Consider the following 26742-nt stretch of genomic DNA (forward strand, 5'->3'; position numbering starts at 1 on the left):
TTAACTATGGCATTATTTTTACAACCCGTTTTTAAAGACAGAATTTGGGGCGGTCATGCATTAAAAGCATTTAACTATGATATCCCTAATGAAACAACTGGTGAATGCTGGGCAATTTCTGCACATCCAAATGGTCCTAATACAATTATCAATGGTCCATACAAGGATATGACCCTAGATCAACTTTGGTCACAACATCGTGAATTATTCGATAATGATTCACGAGATAGTTTCCCTCTGCTAACTAAAGTATTAGATGCCAATGATAAATTATCTGTTCAAGTTCACCCAGATGATGACTACGCTTTAAAACACGAAGGCGAACTAGGTAAAACAGAATGTTGGTATATTTTAGATGCAGCCCCAGGTGCTGAAATTATATATGGCGTACATGCACATAATAAACAGACGTTAATAGACATGATTGATAATCATGAATTTGACAGTCTTTTCAAACGTATACCTGTTAAGCCCGGTGACTTTTATTATGTTCCTGCTGGCACTGTCCATGCCATTGGTTCGGGTATTTTAATTTTAGAGACACAACAATCCTCCGATACGACATACCGTATTTATGACTATGATAGACGAGATCAAAATGGTCAATTGCGTGATTTGCACTTAGAGCAAAGTAAAGATGTGATTGAATTAGGCAATCATGAACCAAATACTACTCCTATAACAACTCACATCGACACACACACTGTAACTCAATTTGTAGATAATCAATATTTTGCAGTATATAAATGGGATATTCATGGAGATTTAAAATTCAATAAACCACATGCTTATTGCTTAGTTACAATTATCGATGGTACTGGTACTTTAACAGTAAACGATAAGCACTATGACATCCAAAAAGGTTCTAGCTTTATTTTAACTACGGAAGACGAGGATATTCACTTTGTCGGTAATATTAGTGCTATAGTAAGTCATCCTGGATAATAGCAATGATAACAACCGTCCCATAAAAGACAGAAATTACTATCTCTTCTGTCTAAAAACATAAAAATCCACACATTAAGGAGCTATAACCCTAATGTGTGGATTTAATTTTTATTCTGTAACGTTACTTTGGTCAACTTTTTCAGATACGCGCTTCATCAATGGATCTGTTACAGGTTTTAAAATTAAACCTACAACGAAGAATCCTATACCAAATAACGTTAATATAATTAATTTTGTAATTAGGATTTCCGGAACAATACCGCCTACTGTTTCACGTAATGAATCAATTGCATACGTAAATGGTAAGTATGGCGAAATGTTTTGGAAAAATTGTGGCGTAGTTTGAATTGGGAATGTTCCCCCACCACCTGCAATTTGTAATACAAGCAATACGATTGCAATGGCTTTACCTGGGTTACCAAGTAATGATACGCACGTATATACGATTGAGTTGAAAATAATCGAACAGAAAATCGTTATAAGTACAAATAATACAGGTGACTCAACTCCTGCTTTTAGGATTAACAAATCTCCAACCGATACAATGAGTGCTTGCAACATACCAAGCATTATAAAGAATCCTGCCTTACCTAAGAACACTTGTCTTGTCGTTAAGACTGACTCTAGACTCTTATGTTTATTATCAACCGTTAATAAACTTACCATCAAGAGTGCACCTACCCATACTGACAGTGCAGTATAGAATGGTGTCATACCTGAACCATAATCCTTAACTGGGAAAACATCAACAGTCTTCTTATTAATAGGATTTGCAATAATACCCGCTTGCTTTTTCAAATCATTCTTAAGTGTGTCGATTAATTTGTCGACTGCATCATCTTTGTCTAATTTCTTGAAAATTTTATTCGCTTTTTTCAAATCTTTTTCAACATCAGGCAATTTATTTTGAGAAAAATCAGCTAAATCTGATAAAGCCTTTTTCGCTTGTGGCTGATTTTTATTTAGTAATCCTACCGCTTGATCATAACCATTTAATAACGTTGGTAAATTTTTATTCACACTTGCTGTCGCATTAGTTAATCGCTGTTCTAACTGTGGTAAGTCATTGCGCACAAAGTTAGCAGCTTTAGCTACATCACTTTTCACTTTCGAGAAGTTTGCTTGAGCATTTTTAACAGCACTAATGTATTGTTGTTCAATACTTGGTAATACTGTTTGTAAGCGATCAATACGTGTTTTACCATTTTTTAAAATAGCTTGTCCACTGTTAATGACTTGATCAATTGTATTTAATTTAGACTGAACATTGGATAATGCAGTTTGCCCTTTGTTCAATTCATCCATAATACGTTGTGATATTGATACTAAAGAGCTGTTAAGATCTTTTTTAACATAATCTCTAAATGATGATAATGATGAATCTAGTTTTGAAAGTTGATCTAGTAATTTAGTAGCTTCAGCAGTTCCTGAACTACCATTCTTTAATGCATTGCTTAATTGATTAACTAACCTTAATGATTCATTAATTCGATTATTAGCTGCTTTTACCTTATCAATTTCTTTTGATAAATCAACATTTTCATTCTTCTCAATCTCTTTTAATGTATCGATAAATTGTTGATTATATTGCGTTGTGTATTCTAAACCGGACTTAACATTATCTAAAGACTCTCTAAAATCAGAAGGCTTGTCCGATGCTAAAATCCCATACGAAATATTACGTAATGCCTGACTATCTTTTTGTGCGGCTTTCGCTTGGGTATCTAAATTATTTGATAATGATAATAAAGAGCCCGTTAATGCCGCTTCCATTGATTTAACATCTTTATCTGTAATGTTTTGTGTGTTCTCGTTAGCTGTGCTGACTTGTGTTGTTGTTATATCTACAAAACTTTGACCATCTTTTTTCCCGCTTGTACTTTGTGGTGTAGTCGATACAGGCGCATTATTACTATTTGGTGCGGTATTTTGCGTAACATTATTATTTGGTGCAGTATCGCCACTTGGTGCACTTGGTGGCGTTGATGCTACACCATTACCAGCTGCAGGTGCACTATTTGATGTTTCGTTGTTCGCCGCGCTATTTTGAGGAATCTGTTGCTGGTTTCTTCGATTTAAATCTTGCGCGCGTCGAATTGCATCTTGATAATCACCGACTCTACTTCTAACTTGTGTGACGAAGCCTTTGGCATCATTTAACTGTCCATTAGCTTGATCAATACCTTGACTCGCAATGTTAAGTCCTTGATTAATTTTAGGGAACTGCGCTGGCACGTCATCAGCTGCAAAATTTAACGCTTTTTCAATTTTCGGCATATAATTATTTAAAGCTAATATCAACTTAGCCTTTTCATTAAGTTGCGGAATAGCACCATTGACTTCGTTTAATTTTTTCTGAGCATCTAAAATATCACCTTTATAATTTCCTAGTTTTCTAAAATCATTGGCATATTTATCTAAATCCGCTTGGTGGTTATTCAAATATACAATTTTATTCGCAAAGTCATTAATCTTAGGTAAAGCTTTATCTGCTGAATATACCGCATTTTTTATCTTGTTAATTGTCGGCACATTTTCTTCAATAGTTAAACCTGCTTTGTTAGCTTCTTCTAATAATGCTCGAGTTACTGTTTTATTAAATTGTTCATTCGCTTTTTCAACGACAACTGACGAACCAGTATCTGTTAGCTTAGACGCAACAGCGTTAATCTTCTGATTCACCTTAAATTCTACATCTGCTTTTTGAGGCTGCTTACGTAGTGTCCCTGTAATTTCATGTGTAAACTTAGATGGGATGTAAATACCTGCAAAATATTTACCCATTTTTATCTCATGATCAGCTTTCTCTCTACTTACAAACTGCCAATCAAAACTTTTATTTTTCTTGAGTGTATTAACCATCGTATTACCGACATTAACTTTTTTCCCTCTGATTGTGTCGCCTTTATCTTCATTAACGACTGCGACCTTGATGTGTCCCGTGTTGCCATATGGATCCCACATTGCCCATAAGTTAAACCAAGCGTAGAACGATGGCAAAATAGCTAAGCCTGCTAAGATAATCCACACAGCTGGCGTCTTAGCTACTTTCTTCAGATCCATTTTAAATAATTTAAATGCGTTCTTCATTGTCACACTCCTATGTAGGAATTATTCATATTTTTTATATATTTTTTGTAAATTAATTTATTTTTGCGTTGTGAATTAGTATAATCAATTTACTGGAAGATATTTAGTCGATTGATACCTATCAACTATTTTCAGCATACGATAAATTATAACAAATCATAGTTTATTATCACACTTAATTATTATATTTTTCAAGGGAGAATACGAAATATGCCTAAAAATAAAATTTTAATTTATTTGCTATCAACTACGCTCGTATTACCTACTTTAGTTTCACCTACCGCTTATGCTGATACACCTCAAAAAGATACTACAGCTAAGACAACATCTCATGATTCAAAAAAATCTAATGACGATGAAACTTCTAAGGATACTACAAGTAAAGATATTGATAAAGCAGACAAAAATAATACAAGTAACCAAGACAATAACGACAAAAAATTTAAAACTATAGACGACAGCACTTCAGACTCTAACAATATCATTGATTTTATTTATAAGAATTTACCACAAACCAATATAAACCAATTGCTAACCAAAAATAAATACGATGATAATTACTCATTAACAACTTTAATCCAAAACTTATTCAATTTAAATTCGGATATTTCTGATTACGAACAACCTCGTAATGGCGAAAAGTCAACAAATGATTCGAATAAAAACAGTGACAATAGCATCAAAAATGACACTGATACGCAATCATCTAAACAAGATAAAGCAGACAATCAAAAAGCACCTAAATCAAACAATACAAAACCAAGTACATCTAATAAGCAACCAAATTCGCCAAAGCCAACACAACCTAATCAATCAAATAGTCAACCAGCAAGTGACGATAAAGCAAATCAAAAATCTTCATCGAAAGATAATCAATCAATGTCAGATTCGGCTTTAGACTCTATTTTGGATCAATACAGTGAAGATGCAAAGAAAACACAAAAAGATTATGCATCTCAATCTAAAAAAGACAAAAATGAAAAATCTAATACAAAGAATCCACAGTTACCAACACAAGATGAATTGAAACATAAATCTAAACCTGCTCAATCATTCAATAACGATGTTAATCAAAAGGATACACGTGCAACATCATTATTCGAAACAGATCCTAGTATATCTAACAATGATGATAGCGGACAATTTAACGTTGTTGACTCAAAAGATACACGTCAATTTGTCAAATCAATTGCTAAAGATGCACATCGCATTGGTCAAGATAACGATATTTATGCGTCTGTCATGATTGCCCAAGCAATCTTAGAATCTGACTCAGGTCGTAGTGCTTTAGCTAAGTCACCAAACCATAATTTATTCGGTATCAAAGGTGCTTTTGAAGGGAATTCTGTTCCTTTTAACACATTAGAAGCTGATGGTAATCAATTGTATAGTATTAATGCTGGATTCCGAAAATATCCAAGCACGAAAGAATCACTAAAAGATTACTCTGACCTTATTAAAAATGGTATTGATGGCAATCGAACAATTTATAAACCAACATGGAAATCGGAAGCCGATTCTTATAAAGATGCAACATCACACTTATCTAAAACATATGCTACAGATCCAAACTATGCTAAGAAATTAAACAGTATTATTAAACACTATCAATTAACTCAGTTTGACGATGAACGCATGCCAGATTTAGATAAATATGAACGTTCTATCAAGGATTATGATGATTCATCAGATGAATTCAAACCTTTCCGTGAGGTATCTGATAGTATGCCATATCCACATGGCCAATGTACTTGGTACGTATATAACCGTATGAAACAATTTGGTACATCTATCTCAGGTGATTTAGGTGATGCACATAATTGGAATAATCGAGCTCAATACCGTGATTATCAAGTAAGTCATACACCAAAACGTCATGCTGCTGTTGTATTTGAGGCTGGACAATTTGGTGCAGATCAACATTACGGTCATGTAGCATTTGTTGAAAAAGTTAACAGTGATGGTTCTATCGTTATTTCAGAATCCAATGTTAAAGGATTAGGTATCATTTCTCATAGAACTATCAACGCAGCTGCCGCTGAAGAATTATCATATATTACAGGTAAATAAGTATTATATTAAACCCGTAAAATTTATAAGTATAAACAAGGAGTTCGGACTTAAACATATTTCTGTTCATAAGTCCGATTTCTTATTCAATTAAACCCGAGGCATTCAGTTCGAACGCCTCGGGTCGTTTTATATAAATATATTATTTTATGTTCAAATGTTCCTCATCATATCCGTTTCAATTGCCATCTCACACATTTTATAAATATGAGCAAATGTACTTATTCTCAAACATTACTGCCGAGCTTTAATTGACGTTATATTAACTATAAACTACTTTTCCATGACTCTACGGATTCAATGTCACATGAGCGTGATAAAATTTGTTCAATAATAAAGTCATGTTTATCATCTGATCTATCACCAACAGCATCTTCTAAAACAGTAATATAATAGTCTTTATCTACACTTTCTAATGCCGTGCTCAATACAGCTCCACTTGTAGAGACACCCGTTAATACTAAATGATTAATATCATTTGCACGTAAATAAACTTCCAAGTAACTACCTGTAAATGCGCTAAAGCGTCGCTTAGAAATAATCGGCTCATCTTCTAGTGGTGCTAAATCTTCAAGTATTCGTGTAGATGCATCTGCTTCAGTAATCGCATATCCTTGAGCTTTAATTGTTGAAAACACTTTATTACTCGAGGAGACATCATTAAAATGCTTATCTAACACTAAACGTATGAAAATGACTGGTATTCGATGTTGTCTTGCTGCTTCAATTGCTCTCTGATTCGCTTTAATAATATTTTTTATTCTAGGTACACTACTCGCTATACCTTCTTGCATATCCAAAACTAATAGCGCCGTTTTTCGAGACATCTTCATTCTCCTTTACTTGTGTAGTTCTAAGTCGTTAAATTCATTATAACGTTAAAATGATGGACAATCTATTCATTGCATTTTGCATATACTTCACAATAAATTAAGGGGAAATAAGACGTCTTATATACTTAAAAAAATATATAGATGCTCTTCCCCCAATATAATTATGCTTTATTTTTCAACTTATTGCGTCGTGATAACCAAATCATTAGTACACCCATTGCACCAACAATTACAGATATCGGCAACCAATGTTCTTTTATCGTTTCCCCCGCTTTAGGCAAAGATACATTACCATCAGCATTTAATAATCCACTTAACAATCCATTACCTTTACCAAGTGTTAACGTCTTTTCTGGCTTTGGTGTGGGTATATCTGGAATACTGTCTAATAAATCTGATCCTTGATTCATTAAATTTGCTAACTTATTTAAATCTGTCGTTTTCCCATTTTTATTCAATCGATCTAGTAAACTTGGACGATTTACTATTGGTGATAAAATATAATCTATATCTTTTTTCGTTTGATTGAGTCTCTTTTGTAAATTCAATAAATCATCCGCTTTACCATTCAATGCCGATTTAACTAAATTAAAAATTTTATTTTGATCTGTTTCTATTTTAGTAATTAAATCTGCCAGTAATTTTGCCTTTTGTCTTTCTATACGTGTTGCTAAAATCGTTTCAATTGCTTGTTTTTTATCTTTGGCATTATTCAAAATTGCTTTTAATATATCATCTGAAGACGTGTCGCCAGTTGATGCAAAATGTTTCTTCAATTGGTCAACGATTTGGCGATTTGATAATCCTTTATTCGTCCAATCTTTAGCCAATTTATCTGCTTCAGCTTTTCCTAATTTCGTTTGTAAAATTTGAGAAATCAATAGCGACTTATCTTGTGATTGATCAATCAATGACGTTAATAAATCATCACTCGTTGTCAGAGATAATTGATCAATATGACGAGTAATTTGATCTGCAATTTGTTGATCTGTTTTACCATCAACACGTATATCTTTTAGAATTTTAACTGCCTCGTCTTTATTAAATATACTTTCTAAAATGCTTTGTGTAGCATACTTTTTATCATCAGTACGTGCAAGTTCTTCCAAAATAATATTTCGTTGACTTTTTATACGCTCTTTCGTCTTATTTACTTCGCTCATTAAGTCTGATTTTTGATTTTTAGGAAGTTGCGTATTTGCAATACGTTGATCTAAAGATTGTAACGTATTCAGTTTATGATATGTGTAATGTTGCGTTGAGGCATTACTTTTAGCTAATTTTTCAATCATAGCATGATTAATTTTATCGCTTCCTTGTAATTTATCAGTGAGTCGATTACTATGGCTTTGATTCTCTTCATTTGAAAGGAATTTATTTAACACAACATGTCCAGAACCATCATTATTTGGCGTTTTAGCTACTTCATGATTATTATCTGTTGTAGACACTGCTGGATCTTCCGATGTATCTTTCGATGCATCTTTCGATTTGTGTATTTGCTGATTCAAATGGTCTAGGTCTTCTAACGCCTTATTTACCATTGCTTCATCATTTTTATCATCTTTTTCTCCATGTTTTGTTGTAGCCGTTTGTGACATATCATTTTTCATTGCATTAAGATCGTCCTCGCCACTTTGTTGACCCCTATCAACATTTGAAGAAACCTCATTTAAATCTTTAAGCAATTGATCTAATTTACTGTCTATATCACTTTGACCGTTCATTTCAGTGTGAGAACTTTTATTGTCTTTGCTATCCAACTCATTAGCTCGTTTTATGATTTCATCTATTTGCGATGCTGTTTTCGCTTCATTTAGTTGTGCTTTATAATGTTCTTTAGATGAAGCCGATAACTGTTTTAATTGCTCAATTTGACGAATTGCCTTGTCAACTTTGTCTAATAAATCTTGCTTAGATAATATCTCTTTTGTAATTTCAGTATCCTTTTCAGATGCAGCTTGGGCATCGTACGGCAAGATATTCGTTAAAATGATACTTGTCGCCATCATTGTCGAACACGATAACTTTACATATAATTGAAACGGTTTCCCTCGATATTTAGCCATCAACATACTCCTTCCTCACTTACTTCCTTCAAAGAATTACATACTATTATATACCTGTTTACAAGAAATTTACACTTATCTATCTAGTTATTGTTGTTAGTAATTATCTACTTATTACTTAGCTTATATTTAAGTAAACAAAACAAGCATGACGTAATATCATATTGTCCATGTCGCTAACATCATATTACGTCAAATCTTTTATATTAAATGATGTTTTATTTTAGACTGCTTTTTCCTTTTAGCTTTCGAGCGCCTGTTTAAAAACTTGCTCGAATTGTTCACGCGAGATTTCGTGTGCATGTGCTTTTTGTGCTAATAAAGCATCTCGAAACTGTTGTTGATCTTTCAAACTTTCTAACATTTGTATTAATTGGTCTTTACTTTCCATTGTTATCTCATCATTATGCTCAAATAAGTGCTCTGATAATGTTACTTTAGCATGGTGTGCGGTTTGACGATAACCTAAAATCAACAACTCATAGTCAAACGCTTGTTCCACCGCATTTAAAATTTCATTACCCTCATTGATATCAAGATAAATATCACATAACTGGTATAGTTCATTTACCCTGTCAATATTAATAGATGGGTATAAATGCACATTAGCATATTGATCAAGTTGCATTAGCTTATCAGACATCTCTGTAATAGCAGCGATGTGAAACTTAAAATCTGGTAAAGTTTCAACCAATACCTTGATGTTACGAAGTTGATCCGAGTTAGTTAATATTACAATTTCTTTAGTATATCTATTACGACTACGATAGTTATATAGATATCCGCCTTGTAAAATACGAGATTGAACCTTTGCGTCTGCTATATTGAGCATCGTTTCATATTCGTTTTTATCTGGAATAATAATATTACAATGTCGTTTCATATCACCTTTACACATCAATTGCATATTTCCCGGGACATTACCATTACAGTGTTCTTGCCATACCAAAACATCACTACCTTTTGATGGCAAATTATATAACACTGAAAATGGTAGGGCTAGTGAGTTAATAACGAAATGATGTTCCGTAATTTCAAGTTGCTTGATAAAAAATAATGCGAATGCGAGCTTTGAAGGGAAAAAGTAAGACTTCCCTTGCCAATCCAATATGACATCAGATGTTACAAAATTTTCATAAATCACTTCTTTACCTTCTGCTGTCATATATTTCTTCAAGATCGCTTTACGATTTAAATCGTAAACAGTTTGTGCAAATTTAATACCATTCTTAGAATAATAATCGACAAATCGGACACGTTGTTGGTCATCAAACCATTCGACACGACTAACAATTCTAGGGCGCTCTCCACTTTGATAAAATATTTTACCTCGTAGACGTCCCATATCATTAATTGTAGCCGAATTGTTGTTACCTTTAATTTCCCAAAAAGCTGGTACAGTAACCTGATTAAAAAATCGTGGTTTCATATTTTCTGTATTATGATTATCTGCAAAAAATTGATACGGTGATATAACATCGTCCGGTAAAAAGCCATTGTCATTGAGTACAATTGTTAAATCTTCTTCCAACTTACTGGCTTTAAAAGACTCATATAACTTTCGTGAATGATCGTTAAAGTAATCAAATAATTTAATCATGTAGCACCTCTTGAACTAATGTTTCCCATTTTAAAATAATATCTTGAGTCATAAATTGCTGTGCCACTTCATAAGAGATGTCATGTGGTGTCTGGGGACCATTGTTAAAATACATTACAATGGCATGAGCTAGTTTTGCGATAACATCATCCACACTATCTTCGTCGGTATCAAAAGGTACCAAGTAGCCATTTTCCCCATCTCGAATAAAGGTTGGGTTACCATAATTCACATTTAATCCAATCATACCTAGTCCTGAGCCTACCGCTTCCATTAGTGTTAACCCAAAACCTTCGCTAGTTGATGCAGAAAGAAATAACTCATAATCATTATAAATTTCATCAAGTTTAACATGCCCTAGTAAACGAATATAATCTTGTGCGCGGTGTGTATCAATAATTTTACGCAGTCGCGTCTTCTCGCTACCTTCTCCATAAATATCAAATGTTAATTCTGGCACTTGTCGTTTAGCCACGATAACCGCTTTGACAAGCCAATCAATATGTTTCTCATTCGCTAAACGAGATGCACTAATCATCGCATATGGCTTTCTTGATAATGTTGGATATGATAATGCATCAATGCTTCCCACAGGAATAGTATAAACACGTGGGCGATAACCTTGATATTGCTCAAATTGTCGACAAACCATATGATTTTGAATATCTGTTGCTGTAATAAAGAAATCAATGTATTTAGCTTTTGAAAATTGATATTCATAATAATTGTTCCATAGTATATGCTGCTCACTCATCATATTATTACTATAATGATCAGCATGAATCACAACACCAACTTTACTATCACCTTTATGCTGCAAAACAGCCTGACCAATATCAGAAGCGCGGTCTAATATGACAATATCGTCTCGGGTTAAATTCAATCGTTGTAAAAAGTATGCAATAAATTCCGTTTTGTTATACAACACCGCATCTTCAAACACATATATAGAGCTGTCTCCATCAATATATTCGTTATAAGCGATGGAACCATCTTGATTATAAAATTGTCGCATATATAATTTCGCTTTATTATCAGCTGGTGCATAATACTCAGAAAATATGCGCGTATAACTATAAAAATCTTTACGTACTAACATACTATTAATTACAAATTCTGCACGATCCACAATATCTTTTTGTTCATTTTGCAGATAACATGTTACAAATGATGATTTCCCATTAAAATATAGGCGGACTATCTTACCATTTCTTTCTCTAAAACTAATGTCATGACCAAGCTCACGTTCAATGTCATCTAACGTGTACGTTGTTGGTGCTAAAGAAATATCACTAAAATACTGATACAACCAAATAACTTCTTGATCTTTAAACCCAATGTTTTGCGTTAATGTCTGTATGTTCTCTGACTGTATAAAATCTAAAAACACAAATTTAGTGTCTTGATTTGTACGTCTCAATAATTTAGCACGGTAAGCTTGTGCATATTCAACACCGCTACTCGCCCAGCCTATACCAAAGTTTATATTATATATTGTCATGCGCTACCCCTTTTCATTTATGGAAAATGTATAACTGGCATACCCTCTTTATCAAATGTAATCATGCTTTGACAAATATTTTTCACCATTCTTTTTTTGATATTTCGTGTCATAACTTCAAATGAATCTAAGGCAACTCTATGGTATTCAAAAATAGCGTTACGTTGCCCATTTTGTCGTTGATTAACGCTTGCTTTTAATTGTTGTAAATAGTCGACTTGTTCTAACCAACATGAATCAATTGCTTTCAAAAAGACTTTTTGAACGAAAATATTATAATAATATGCACTTTGCATGTTTTTACGATTCAAAGCTAATTGCTTTTCAAATTGCTCTAATAAAAATGTCACTACTGCTTGCTTATCTTTAAAATTAACACAAGCCACATCTTTATTAAATTGGAAACTTAAATTTTGATAAATATACTCGACAACACGCGATTTTGTTAGCACCTTTTCCTCATTTACAAACATTTCAAATACATCTTTAGCTAACGCTTTAAAATCTTGATTCTCAGCATCATCTATTTCTAAAACTCGATTGCGTTCCTCGTATACAAGATCTCGCTGTATACTAATGCTTTTTTCAAATTCATTAGCCATTTCACGAGCTTTAACCCCTTGTTCTTCCGAGATACGCTGCGCTTTAACTACAATTTGCTTAACTTTGCGATTAAACAAATTACTTTGCGATAATCGTTGTGCATCTAATGAATATAATTGATTATTTTCCGCTAAATTACTATCGCTCCATCGCTTAACTAAATAATCATCTAGTGAAATATATATACAAGATGATCCCGGATCCCCTTGTCTACCAGAACGACCACGTAATTGCCTGTCTACACGGCTATTTTCCATATGTTCATGAATAATAACAGCTAATCCACCTAATGCTTCGACACCTTCACCAAGTTTAATATCTGTGCCTCGACCTGCCATACTAGTCGCAACAGTCATGGAACCAATTTGCCCTGCTTCAGCTATCATCTGCGCTTCTTTTGCAACATTTTGCGCAATGAGTAAATTATTAGGAATATCCATTTGGAATAATACTTTCGAAAAGTATTCAGCCGCTTCAGCAGTTCTCGTTATGAGTAAAACCGGTCGCCCCGTTTCATGAAGTTCAACTATATCATGAATCATCGCGATGTTTTTCTCATCAACTGAACGAAACACTTTATCTGGTTCATCGATACGTTGAATCGCTTTATCAGTTGGTACTTGTACGACTATTTTTGAATACAAATCAAAGAACTCTGATTCGCCTAATTTTCCTGTAGCTGTCATACCTGAAAATGATTCAAAAAGTTTAAATAAATTCTGGAAGGTAATTGTTGCCATAACACTTTTATCTGTTGAAACCTCCATACCTTCTTTCGCTTCAATAGCTTGGTGAAGTCCAGCTTGCAACTTAGTTCCCGGTAACATACGACCTGTAATACGGTCAATTAAAACAATATCACCATTATATACAAAGTAATCGACATTAGATTCAAACAAATATTGTGCGCGCAGTGCTAAATTAATATTACGCACTAGGACCATCGCTTGTTCGCTATATAAATCTTCAACATTAAAGTATGATTGTGCCGCTTCAATACCTTGATTTAACAGCCATATTTCTTTTTTGGTCTTCTTCATTTTAAAATGCACGTCTTCAATCAATGTATCTACAAACTCTTTCACAATATGAAATAGATTTGATTGTAATCTTGGTGCACCCGAAATAACTAATGGTGTTTGAGCAGCATCTAAAATGATTGAATCCACTTCATCAATAATACCGTAATTTAATTGTGGTAAAAATTTCCCTTCCGCACTATCAGCCAAATTATCAATTAAATAATCAAAACCGAGACGTCCATTAGTTGTATATATAATATCATGTTCATATATATTACGTTTTTCCCCTTTTTGATACTCATAATCCACAATATCAACAAAACCTAATGAAGCAGTTAAACCTAACCATTCATATAATGGTTGCATCTCTTCAAAATCTCGCTTCGCTAAATAATCATTCGTTGTAATTAAATATGTTCCTTTTCCCGAAAGAGCATTTAAATATAAAGGCATCGTTGCCGTTAATGTTTTACCTTCGCCTGTTTGCATCTCCGCAATGTTACCTTCATGCAATACAATCGCTCCGATTAACTGAACTTCTTTAGGATACATACCTAATACTCTCCAGCTCGCTTCACGTGCCACTGCATAAGCTTCAGGTAACAATGTATCTAGTGTATCAACTCCTGATGCTAAACGTTCTTTAAATTCTATTGTCTTTTGTTTTAACGCATCATCAGAATATGATTTAACTTCATCGCTCCATGTATTGATGCGTTTCACTATTTTTCTAATCGACTTTAGTCTTAATTCGTTTATCGTAACATCTAGTTTATGTTTCATTTACTTCCCCACCATTCAGTTTCGATACATCTAAGTAATCTAAAAATCGTACTGGATTCATTAAACGTGACATATAATTTAGATGTTTGTCTTGCTCTTCTTTAAAATAAACCTCGACATTTGTATCTTTTAGTTCATGATTTCCTGGGACATGTTCTGTAAGCCATCCTTTTAAATCATCATCTTCATGGCTTGTACGATACACTTTGCAACCCAAATGCTGAGCGACATAAGTTGCAAAAACATTTGACTTTGACCCATAACTAATCAAATTAATAGCCTTTAGGGTATCTTGACTTTGCAAATCATTCTTTAGTTGCTTAATATTTCCCTCGATATTGTCGTCCATCCAACGTTCAACGAGCCAAACATGACCAAACAGTTTCAAAAAATCATTCGAAATAGTTGGATAGGTGTCAGATGGTTCTGCAATAATGACATTGATCATATCATTTCCATATTGGTCATCGCCTATCTTCGTCACCCGCATGCTTTTATACTCTAAATCATATTGATGCGTCATCTCTGTGATTGTTAAACATCTAAATATAAGACTCGTCGATGCTGCATTCATCATTTTTATTTTATAAGCATAGGCTTCATCAGGATATTGAATCGTAATACTATTTGACTTTACAATCTCAGTACTTAGTTTTGTGCCATTTTTATTATAAAAAATGATGATAAAATACACTGAACCAGCAGGCGTTGCATCAAAATCAAAATGCAATTTATAATGCTGTCCTCTACGCAAAATTGGTAAACTTGGCGCACTTTTATATTTTGAAAATTGCTTTAACATCAACCACTCATGAATCGGTAATCCAGAGGGCATCAAAGGATTTATAAAAGTCACTTCACCATTTGAAAATGATACTTTAGAGCCATACATAAATGTAGTTTGTGAAATATAATTCCAAGTAACTTTAAATGTTTTGTTTTTCAGCATGTTGAACTCTCCCAAACTTGTCTTCCAAAATAATGTTGTAAAAATTAACAAACCAACTTGCAATGGTAGGTGAATCATCATTATGTCGCCCAGGAATACTGCGATTCATCACTCTTGCTTGGTGTGCTGTCAATACAGGTAATAGCTCTTGAAATGCATGTGGATCATAATCATCATGTTGCATATATGCTATGGCAAAAACAGTTTGTGACAATGATTTCTTTTGAAATGTTTGCCAAAATTTTTGATTTAATGCCTGTATCGACGCTTGAGATGTATCACCTTCATTAGACACCAGGACGTCTAATGCTGTACCGAACTCTTCTGGTCTAAGTAATCGCATATGTTCAGCAATCGTTCCAATATTAACAAGTGGTTTACCAACAATAATTGCCTGAGGATTTAACTGAGCACCATAATACAAGGCACCAAATGAACCCATAGATAAACCAGATAATATTAATTCATGTGATTTAAAATTCAGCTTTTCTAATGTCTCGTCAATAACATTGATAATACCTTGTTCATATTCAGATGAACCGATATAAAAACTACCACCTTCAACACGAGGATCGCCGATAAGTAAAAACGGTGCATTCATACGTTTCATCATATAATATCCTTCGAAACCTTCCGCTGTTCGATAACCACTAAAATATACGTTTAGTGGCGGTTTCATATCACCAGGGTGGAAATAATAAATAAATTCCTGTCGTTGACTATCTACGAAACGACTACCACCAAGTAAAAATTGACCCATGTCTAATCTAGACCATCGTTTGTGTATAGGTCCTAAATGTACCGTCCCGTTCCCACGCGCCTTAACAGTTACACTTATATAAGCATCAAATGGTTTCGCAGGTATCTCTAAAGGACTGTCTAACATATCATCAGTCAATACGATTTGTTCAATTAATGCACCATCAGCGCCAGTCTGAATCAATCTAAATGTATATTGCAACTCGACCGCACCATCAATATCAAATTCTGGCCATATTTGAATGACTTTATCTTTATCGTAAACGAGATTATTTTGCCAAGATGCGATAGGTTTAAATTCTTTCCCAAATTCTCCACTCAATGTGAGCTCTGAATTACCTTGGTAAACGACATCTCCTTTAAAATTCGGATGCACAAGTGCTAACTTAGGAGAAACCTTATCTCCATACTGTCCTGAGAAGCTAACTGCCTCTAATTTATTATTACGTTCTTCAATATTCCGGTAATGTAATGGTTGAACAACGTATTTTTGGACATTTTCGTCTTGTTCATATTCAACTGACCAAAATGATTCATCAACATACGTATTGTATGGTTCGCTTATCATTTGTAATAAATTCGTTAATGTCTCCGAGTATGGTGCTTGAATATAGATAAAATCAAAGCGCCCTTCTGCTTCAACAATCGCTTCAATAGCCTCTACATAACCACTATCAAATTCAAACAATCCAATATCGAAGTAATCCCAACTCACACCTTTTTTGTGTTGAAAAATAGGTTCTAAATCGTCTCCTCCAATTTGCAAAACTCTAAATTTACGTGGCATCATTTTCACCTTCTATTAACTCATCGAGCTGATTAATAATATTCTTAGAAGCATATGCATCTATTAATTTTAAAGAATAGGCGTACGCATAATTCCAATTTTTCAAATAAAATAAATAATAATTTAACGCATCATCTAATTCATCAACTGTATTTATAATACGGCCATTGTCATAATCAGAGACGTAATCTGTTTGTTGACCATTAATTTGTGGAATCCCAGCGCTAATTGCACTAATTTGTAAATACAAGTCAGGTTCTTTTGACATATCTATCACAAGTCGCAACGTCCGCAATGCTTCTACAACATCATGTTCAGCATGTATCGTCTTAACAGCAATGATGTCATCTTGATCTTCAGGTGTCATTAATGCTGAAACATTAACATCCGCATTCTGTTTAGCTTGGTATTCCTCATTTACCGACGTAATACATTCACGAAGCCACATCGGTATGTCATTTTGATGGCGCGATAATAAAATTAAACGGTAATAATCTTCCTGTGCGATATAATCCACAAGTCGTTGCATCATTTGTTGCAAATCAGCGTCACTCATACCATCTATCCATACACCTATAAATGTTTCCATCAATTGACTACTTATATTAGGTGATTGTCTCGTTTCAAATGGTGTGATTCGAATCATTGTATTCTCCCGCTGATACTTCTCTTGATGACTAATTAAATCACGTTCTAGTTGCACACTATCAACAATTAAATGGGCATTCTTTACGATAGATTGATATTCCTCATCTGACACAGTTTCATTTCTATTTTTAAAAAATGAATAACTTAATGATTTCGCTGGAATATGATTGGCTATTTGTCGATTGTGCCTAGCATCTGAAGCCACAATCACATGATCATCTTCATGTATTTGTTGTGCAATCATTGCTTGAAATTTTTCTTCAATTAGTTGAGCCATATTGTTATATTCTGTTTGTTGATAGTGATGTTGATATCTTTTTGAAACAGTGACTCTGCCATTTTTCAAATCTTCATGAAGTACACAATCTCCATTAATCGTTAAATATTCTTGGTAAGAAGCCTCTCCCTGATCATCAAAATAACGTATCGCTGATAAATAACCTCTGTCATCAAAAATATAACGCCGTTGTAACTGATCTCTTTCAAATTCTTCAAACCAAATTGAATACCCTTCTTGACTAAAATAAATATTTGTATAGGTCTGTTCACTCGTCACACATTTTAATAAATACGGTGTGTACACAAACTCAACATCATCCGGCCATTTTAAGTGATGATAATTAATCGCTTGTGGCGCATGGTGACTGAATCCTTGAATTTCATCAAACACAGACGAATACTTTGTCTCATATAAGTCATATCGATGTAAAAATGTTCTTAAATTTGGTGCATGATTGAGAACAATCAGTTGATAATCTAAGTCATTTTCAAGGTGCATTCCCATTAAACTAATCATATCGTCAAATTCCGTCTTATTTTGTAGTTGATAATACGGCACAGTCGTGTCTTGCCACCATCGTTGGTCATCGTACCAAGCTGGAATAAAGTATTTCATAATTACCTCCTTACCAATACTGGTTTAAAAATGGCTTATATTTATCAAAATATAAATATGTACGAATTGTTTCTGCAATATTAATACTGATGTAAACTAATACAATCAGTTGTACTGAGAAATAAATTTCAGTAGATAAATGCGGTACAAACAATGTGAAATAAAGCGGTATACCAATAATGACTGTAACTAATGCCAATCCAAACCAACATACGCGTCGTGCTTGATAATTTAAATAACGTTCTGTATCCTTACCAGGTTTAACTCCTGAAAAATAATTGCCACTCTTTAAGAAATCTTTGGATTTTTGTTTAGTATTGATTAAAAATCTCGATAAAAAATAACCCAATAACATTTGAATCACTAAATATACTGAAATACCTACTGGACTATCAAATGTCAGCATTGGCATGTCATCTGATATGCTTTTATTAAACATAGATAAAATAAAATGAATGCCACTTTTTAAGAAAACAAAAGCTGAAATACTCATCATTAAAGTAATACTGCCTGCAGGGTTAACTTTCCAAGATAAATAAGATTTCATATTTGTTGCGGAAACGTTCATTAAATCGATATATGGTATTCTCACTTCTACTAATTCAATAAATAATAAGATAAACAATGTGATTATCACAAGGATGATTAACAACGCAATCACAATATGACTTGCATCTATATATTCCATTTTTTGATGCATCATTGATTTAATAATACTAACCATTACAATCGGCATTGGTCCTGCGATGCCGTAGCGACTATTTTTGTCAGCTAACCAAACTAATAACATCGTTCCAGTAACCAAAATCAATATTGTTAAGTAAATATTGTCTTGATGAACACGTTCTTTCGAAACATATTCATGAATCACAAAATAACTTTGAATAACACTTAAAATTAATGTTAAGATGCGCTCTTTATAATGCTTCTCAAGACTTGTTTGTTTCATGTATTTATCCATATTCCGATAAGAAATCAGCATCAAGATAATCATTGATGTTAACCACGGACCTAATCCTAAAGTGAAAATGTTTAAAGTATTAACGTCTCCACCCATATTAGAAATAGCTATTTTAAAAAATGACTCATGTTTTACTTGCATATCGTTATAGGAAACGATGGAAATGTTTGTGCCTAATATATAAATAAACAAGATAAAACATGTGTATAGCATACGTTTATATATAATTTTATATTCGTATTGTTGTAAAAGTTTTAACATGTTGCACCTCTTTTATATCAAAAACATTAAAAAGACTAAGGGTTCATCACTAATTATTAAAATCCTATATCGATTTTTCTAGTGATTGGTGCCTCAGTCTTTTTAATTTTAGCCAGCTATAAATTCAATTTATGCTTGAGAATCATCTTGATCATTTTCATCTTTCTTTTTCTTTCTCTTCATTAAACCTAAACCAACTAATAATGTCATAACGCCACCTAGTAATCCATTTTGTTTTATTGAGTCACCTGTATCTGGCAATCTTTTTTCACTTTGTGCTGGTGTGCCATTATGTTTAGTCACTTCAGATGTTGCACTTAATGTAGACTGAGATTCACTCGTGCTCGTTGTTGCTTCACTTGATAAGCGAGATGTGCTCGTGCTGTGAGTATGATGCATACTCATTGAGTCTGACGGATGCATTGAGTTAGATTCAGATGTACTTGTTGAGCCGGACATACTTGTTGATGTTGAGTCAGAAATGCTTTGTGAACCAGACATAGATGTACTCAGTGATTCGGATGTGCTTGTCGAATCGGATGTGCTCAATGACGTTGATGTGCTTGTTGACACTGATTCTGAGTCACTAATTGATGTTGAGTCGGATTTGTCTTGTGACATTGAAACACTCGATGAATTAGATTCACTCATTGATGTTGAGTCAGATACGCTCGTTGAACCTGAACCAGACGTACTTAATGATTCAGATATGCTTGTTGAAGTTGAACCACTTGTTGAGTCCGATGTACTTGTCGATGTCGAGTCTGAATCTGATGTACTCAATGATTCTGAGTCACTGATAGAAGTTGAATCACTTGTAGATTCTGATTCTACTGTACTTTGTGAACCACTGATACTTATTGAAGTAGAATCACTGATACTGTCTGATGTTGATAATGATGTCGACACCGATGTGCTTTGTGATGACGATGTACTAGCACTCATTGACATTGATGTTGATATCGATGTACTTAAGGAACCAGATGCACTTGTACTTGTTGACTGGCTTTGTGACATTGAATCACTTAATGATGTAGATGTGCTTGTTGAGCTCGAGTCACTTACACTTGTTGAACCTGATATTGAGTCACTTAAACTTGTCGATGTTGAAACTGATACGCTTCCGCTCATTGAGTCAGATGTTGAAAGTGATGTACTCGTTGAATTTGATCCACTGATGCTAGACGAATCACTTGTAGACATTGAGTCGCTTTCTGATGCACTGATGCTCATAGAGTCAAATTGACTATTACTTGTTGAGCTTGACTGCGAATCGCTCACACTTGTTGACGTTGATTCTGATCCACTCATACTTTGCGAGCTACTCAATGATTTTGAATCACTTAATGAATCCGAAGTGCTAAGACTTGTGGAACCACTTAAAGATATTGATCCACTTAATGAGTCGGAGTCACTTGTACTAGTAGAATCACTCATTGATATTGAATCACTTAGCGAGGTAGACTCGCTTACGCTTTCTGAACCACTTAATGATGTTGAGGTACTCAATGAACCAGATGTACTTGTTGAAGTCGAACCACTTGTTGATTTTGAATCACTTAATGAATCAGATTCACTCACGCTTTCTGAACTTCTTAGTGACGTCGATACACTTAATGATGACGAATCGCTTGTGCTTACTGAATCGCTCATCGATTGTGAGCAACTCAATGAACTTGACTCGCTTACACTTTCTGATTTTCTTAATGACGTTGAGACGCTCAATGAGCCAGAATCACTGACACTTGTTGAGCCACTCATCGATTTAGAGTCACTTTCAGAATTAGATTCACTTACACTTTCTGAATCATTTACAGATTCTGACATACTTTGTGAATCAGATATGCTTGCGCTCATTACTTCACTAGCCGATGTTGATGTACTTGTCGAATCACTTAACGATATAGACACACTCATCGAACCAGATGTACTCGCACTTGTTGAGTCTGATGTTGAATCACTAACACTATCAGATAATGACGTTGAATCACTCATACTTGTTGATGTACTTGTCGAAAGCGACATACTTTGTGAATCACTAGTACTTGTACGCATCGAAGTACTAGTTGAAGCTGATGTACTACGAGAGTCACTTGTTGATGTTGATGTACTTGCTGATCCTGATGCACTTGTACTTCTTGATGTGCTTTGTGAATCGCTTAATGATGTTGATGTTGAATCGGATTCACTTGTACTTTCTGATGTTGAGCCAGACTCTGATGTACTTACCGATGTAGATAAACTTGCAATGGTCGACATGCGGTTTGAAGTTGATGTACTTAGCGAATCACTTAATGATGCTGATGTGCTTTGTGAATCGGATTCACTGCTTTGCATTGACGCAGATGTTGAATCACTTAAAGATGTTGACGACAAATCGGATTCACTTGCGCTTGCTGAGTTACTGAGCGATGTTGACGTACTTGCTGATCCTGAGTTACTTGTACTTGTTGAGTCACTGAGTGATGTTGACGCACTTTCTGATGTTGACTCACTTGCACTTGTTGAGATACTTTGTGAATCAGATTCACTCTCTGAACCACTTAATGACGCTGATGTGCTTACCGAACCTGATTGACTCGTACTTTTAGATATACTTGTTGAATCGCTTAGTGACGTTGATGTCGATGTGGATTCACTTTGGCTTGTTGACTGACTTGTATATGATGATGTGCTTTGTGAATCGGATTCGCTCGTGCTTGTACTTGTTGAGTTTGAGGCACTTTGGCTTGCTGAGTTTGAGTCTACTCCGCTTTGATTCATTGAGGCACTTAGTGACAATGATGTACTCGTTGAGTCAGACAAACTTGTACTCGTTGACGTACTTGTACTTCCTGATGTTGATTGAGACATACTTATGCTCATTGATGTTGAATCGGATTTACTTTCACTTGATGATGTTGAGTCGGATTCACTTTCACTTGTAGAACCACTTAATGATGTGGATGTACTAATGGAATCAGATTTACTTGTACTGATTGAATCACTTGTCGACATTGATGTACTTAATGAATCAGACTTACTATCACTTGTGGAATCACTTAATGATGTTGACAAACTTGTAGAGTCAGACAAACTTGTACTCGTTGACATACTCAGTGATGTTGAAACACTCTCGCTCTTAAACGTTGACGTTGATTCACTGATACTTGTCGATGTTGAAATGGACGTACTACCACTTGTTGAATTACTTAATGATGTTGATGTGCTACCAGATTCTGATGTACTGTCTGATAATGACGTACTCTCACTTGTCGAACTACTCACTGACTCTGATGTTGATTCAGACGTACTTTCACTTAATGATTCACTTAAAAAGGCAGATGCACTTTGTGATTCTGAATCGCTAGTACTATTTGATTCACTTAATGATATAAACGTGCTCTCTGAAGCAGATATTGCTTCACTTATAGAGTCGCTCGTTGACGTTGATTCACTTATTGAATCAGACTCTGATGTACTTAAGCTTGTGGAATCACTCATAGATGTTGATGTACGTTCTGAATTACTTGTACTTAACGATGTCGAAGTACTTACCGAACCAGATGTGCTCGTAGAAGCACTTTGTGATATTGATTCACTTGATGCAGTTGATGCTGATTTGCTATCACTCGTTGAATCACTAAACGACGTTGATATGCTCATTGAATCGGATTGACTTGCACTCATTGAACCAGACGTACTTTGTGATTCCGAAGTACGTACTGAAGCACTTGTCGACGTTGATGTACTTGTTGAACCTGATTGACTAGTACTTTGTGATAATGACTTACTATCAGAATCAGATGTACTTTGTGAATCACTTAATGATTCTGATGTACTACCTGACTGAGACGTGCTCATTGAACTACTTACGGACATTGATTTACTGTCTGATGCAGATAATGACCCACTTGTACTGATAGAGTCACTTACTATCTCTGAAGTACTCATCGAGTCTGATGTACTTGTTGAGACACTTTGTGATGCTGCTATGCTTAGTGATCCAGAAACAGAACCACTTGTGCTCGTCGAATCGCTCAATGATTCTGATGTACTCATCGATTTTGAATCACTTGTACTTAATGATATTGATGTACTTTGTGAATCTGATTTGCTTGTTGACGCACTTTGAGAGTTGGCTATGCTATTTGAAATACTGATAGAGTCCGAGGTGCTAGCTGACTCGCTCAATGATGTTGATGTACTAATTGCATTCGATGTACTGTCACTTAATGATGCTGATGTACTAGACGACCCTGATATACTCGTTGATAAGCTTTGTGACTTAGACAAGCTTCCTGATGTACTCATACTTAATGAGTCACTGAGTGATGTTGATGTACGCAATGAATCAGATGTACTTGTTGATAGACTTTCGGATTTTTCAGTACTGCTAGAGTTTGAAATAGAATCGCTTAATGATGTTGATTTACTAGCTGAATCCGACATGCTTGATGATACACTTTGTGAATTCACTAAACTTGTGCTTGTTGAGCTTGATACACTATTACTTTCAGATGTGCTTAATGACTTAGATGCACTCACAGAATCAGATAGGCTTACACTTGTCGATTTCGAGGTACTAGCTGATGTAGATACCACAATCGATCCTGATGTACTCGTTGATGCACTTTGTGAGTCAGCTTTACTTGTTGACACACTTTGAGATTGTTGTGTACTTCCTGATGTTGATACGGAATCACTCATGCTATTTCTTGTTACTTCATATTTAAAAGTTGTCGTCGTTTTGTTACCGCTCGCATCTGTAGAAACGATTGATATAGTACTTGTACCAATGTTTGTTGGTGTACCACTAATAGTATTATTTGTACTATCAAATGTTAGTCCGGATGGCAATCCAGTCACTGTATTCGTCACCGCATTTCCACTGTTATCTTGCGTAGCAATTTTAATCGGGGATATTGGTGAATACACTTCTGATGATTGATCTCCTATTGGTGTCACTGTTGGTGCTGTCGTATCCACAACATTTATTGTAAAAGTTGTCGTCGATTTGTTATTTGCTTGGTCAGTAGACACAACTGTCACTGTTGATTGACCAATTTTTGTTGGTGTCCCAATGATTGAATTCGTTGCACTATCGTAACTTAATCCGCTTGGTAATCCTGTAACTGTATTTGTCACAGTCCCAGTACCATTATCCGTTGTAGTCAATACAATAGGATTCATTGTTTTACCCACTTCTATGGTTTGATTGCCTACAGTTACAGTTGGTGCTTTTACATCAGTAAAATAATATGTCACTGATTGTCCAGCATTCGTCATTTTTACAGTTTTATTTGTATCATTATAAGTTGACGCATATGAACTATCGACGGACGTGTAGTTATATCCTTTAGCAGTCAATGCAGATTGCTGATTATCGATTGTCACGACTTGATCAACATTTCCTGAATATGTTTTTGGTGGAATAATATCTTTACCTGTTGTTACATCAACGTATCTCACTTGTGTAACAGCAGACTCTGTATATTCGAATGTTCCAAATTGTACTTGTTGTAAATTTGTCGCGCCACCTGTTGAGGCTGTCATTGATAATGAAAAGTTGGTCGTACCACTTTTCGCAATCCAATCTGAAATATTACGTGTCCATGTTTGACCTGCATATTTGACAGTCATAACCTTTGTATCACCATTATAGTTAATATCAAAATCTTGGAACGTGTTATTTGTAGGTTGAACATTTAACTTCGCAGCATTATCAGCTGTTGAACTTGATGTATACGTTGTCGCAACACCATAACTATCTGTTGTTACAAATGCACCAAACGCACCTCCACCAGCTACATTAGATGGGTCAGCATTCGCCTTTGCAGCTGAATTTGGTTTAGATGTATTGTGATACGTATCCAATTTGAAGCCAAATGCGTTACTTAAGCCACCAATACCTACTGCGGCACCGTTTAACCCTGTTTCACCTAATACACCTGGTGAAAAGGCAAAACCGATACCATCTCCACCATTTCCATGCCCTTCATATTTGTTACCTAAATTTACTTTTCCAGAAAAATGAAAACTCTTATTAGAGTCAATACGTGTTCCTAATGTAATAGCACCTTTTTGGCTGTATGCATCCTGTGTTAACGTCACAATACCGGTACTTTGATCATAGGTAGCATTACCTGACGTTGTCATATATTGTTTTAAGTTATCTTTATTAACTGTAATTGTATTAGCAGTTACTGCGGTTGTCGTCGCTGCTGACGCAAATGTTGACATAGCTAAGCGACTGAAAGTTCGAAGTTTTACTGGTGCGGTGCTAGTTGACGTTGTGCTAGTTTTGTTTAAGTTGACCGAAGATGGCGTTGTGCTTTGTGAAGTGTTATTTGATGCAGTACTTTGATTTGTTGATGTATTAATTGGTTGTTCTGTACTTGAAGTTGAAGCTACAGATTTAGTATCAGAACTTGATGTAGTATTCTTTGAGGATGTTGATTCTGATGTAGATGTCAATTTCTCTTGTTGATTGCTTGTACTATTAGTTGTCGAAGTGACCTTTTCAGACTTTTCACTTGAGACTGTGTCACTATTTGATGTTTGTACCGAACTACTATTTTTCGTTACACTTGTGGAATCGGCTGTTGATGTTGATGCTTCGATTGTCGTTGAGTTTTGATTACCTACTGTTTCACTTTGTGTGTTTAATTCAGAAGTTAATGGTGCATCAGAAGCCGCAAAAGCTTGCTGGTCATGCAACATATTTACCGTGAATGCACCACCAATAACCGCCGTAGTTTTCAGTCCGTATCCCGTCATTTTTTTACTAATGCTTTGATTATCTTGACTCACTAAACTATGACTAATAAATGGTAGCCCCATAATTTTGAACATTTCTATTTCTTTAATTCCGGATTTTACCCAATTTTTTCCAGATTTATAAAGTCTTACTCTTGTTTTTTCGTTTGCTAAGCTGTCATGAAATGCTTTCTGTCTTTTACTCATGTAATAACTCCTTGTATT

At 34.7% G+C, this 26742-nt stretch carries 13 protein-coding genes; 2 read left to right on the top strand and 11 right to left on the bottom strand.

The features are described 5' to 3' along the window. The first annotated feature begins 6 nt into the window (after positions 1-6). On the top strand, positions 7-945 hold the full coding sequence (manA, locus tag JG553_RS10525) for a mannose-6-phosphate isomerase, class I (protein WP_001173201.1): 939 nt from the start codon (positions 7-9) through the stop codon (positions 943-945). Between the two features lie 111 nt (positions 946-1056). Here manA and JG553_RS10530 read toward each other — a convergent pair whose 3' ends face one another. After that, positions 1057-4038 carry a YhgE/Pip family protein gene (locus tag JG553_RS10530; RefSeq protein WP_000785110.1) on the bottom strand — a complete coding sequence of 994 codons (2982 nt, stop codon included), beginning with the start codon at positions 4036-4038 and terminating at the stop codon, positions 1057-1059. Positions 4039-4248: 210 nt separating this feature from the next. Between JG553_RS10530 and JG553_RS10535 the strand changes: the two genes are divergently transcribed. After that, complete coding sequence (locus tag JG553_RS10535; RefSeq protein WP_001125611.1) at positions 4249-6108, top strand: amidase domain-containing protein; 1860 nt, start codon at positions 4249-4251, stop codon at positions 6106-6108. 266 nt (positions 6109-6374) lie between these two features. Here JG553_RS10535 and JG553_RS10540 read toward each other — a convergent pair whose 3' ends face one another. The 10 genes from JG553_RS10540 to sasA all read right to left on the bottom strand — a co-directional run bounded on the left by JG553_RS10540 (position 6375) and on the right by sasA (position 26724). Next, positions 6375-6935, bottom strand: a complete 561-nt coding sequence (locus JG553_RS10540) for a cysteine hydrolase family protein (protein WP_000088195.1) — start codon at positions 6933-6935, stop codon at positions 6375-6377. A 167-nt stretch (positions 6936-7102) separates the two neighbouring features. Beyond that, positions 7103-9010, bottom strand: a complete 1908-nt coding sequence (gene sasF, locus JG553_RS10545; protein WP_001151900.1) for a cell-wall-anchored protein SasF — start codon at positions 9008-9010, stop codon at positions 7103-7105. Between the two features lie 241 nt (positions 9011-9251). Continuing rightward, positions 9252-10610, bottom strand: coding sequence for an accessory Sec system glycosylation chaperone GtfB (gtfB, locus tag JG553_RS10550; protein WP_000593153.1), 1359 nt, complete (start codon positions 10608-10610; stop codon positions 9252-9254). Then, positions 10603-12111, bottom strand: a complete 1509-nt coding sequence (gene gtfA / locus JG553_RS10555) for an accessory Sec system glycosyltransferase GtfA (RefSeq protein ID WP_000158433.1) — start codon at positions 12109-12111, stop codon at positions 10603-10605. The genes gtfB and gtfA overlap by 8 nt, the downstream gene beginning before the upstream one ends. A 17-nt stretch (positions 12112-12128) precedes the next feature. Further along, the gene (secA2, locus tag JG553_RS10560; protein ID WP_000680947.1) at positions 12129-14519 is read right to left on the bottom strand and encodes an accessory Sec system translocase SecA2; all 2391 of its coding nucleotides are present in this window, start codon (positions 14517-14519) and stop codon (positions 12129-12131) included. Beyond that, a complete protein-coding gene (gene asp3, locus JG553_RS10565) occupies positions 14509-15468 on the bottom strand; it encodes an accessory Sec system protein Asp3 (protein ID WP_000916742.1) in 960 nt (319 codons plus the stop codon). The genes secA2 and asp3 overlap by 11 nt, the downstream gene beginning before the upstream one ends. Then, on the bottom strand, positions 15446-17014 hold the full coding sequence (gene asp2, locus JG553_RS10570; protein ID WP_001137474.1) for an accessory Sec system protein Asp2: 1569 nt from the start codon (positions 17012-17014) through the stop codon (positions 15446-15448). Before asp2 ends, asp3 begins: the two co-directional genes overlap by 23 nt. Continuing rightward, positions 17004-18557 carry an accessory Sec system protein Asp1 gene (gene asp1, locus JG553_RS10575; protein WP_000873197.1) on the bottom strand — a complete coding sequence of 518 codons (1554 nt, stop codon included), beginning with the start codon at positions 18555-18557 and terminating at the stop codon, positions 17004-17006. The genes asp2 and asp1 overlap by 11 nt, the downstream gene beginning before the upstream one ends. Positions 18558-18567: 10 nt before the next feature. Then, the gene (gene secY2, locus JG553_RS10580; protein WP_000916119.1) at positions 18568-19779 is read right to left on the bottom strand and encodes an accessory Sec system protein translocase subunit SecY2; all 1212 of its coding nucleotides are present in this window, start codon (positions 19777-19779) and stop codon (positions 18568-18570) included. A gap of 129 nt (positions 19780-19908) precedes the next feature. Beyond that, on the bottom strand, positions 19909-26724 hold the full coding sequence (gene sasA / locus JG553_RS10585) for a serine-rich repeat glycoprotein adhesin SasA (protein WP_000044533.1): 6816 nt from the start codon (positions 26722-26724) through the stop codon (positions 19909-19911). Positions 26725-26742 lie beyond the last annotated feature (18 nt).

This window comes from Staphylococcus sp. T93 (assembly GCF_016743875.1).
Taxonomy (GTDB): Bacteria; Bacillota; Bacilli; order Staphylococcales; family Staphylococcaceae; genus Staphylococcus; species Staphylococcus aureus.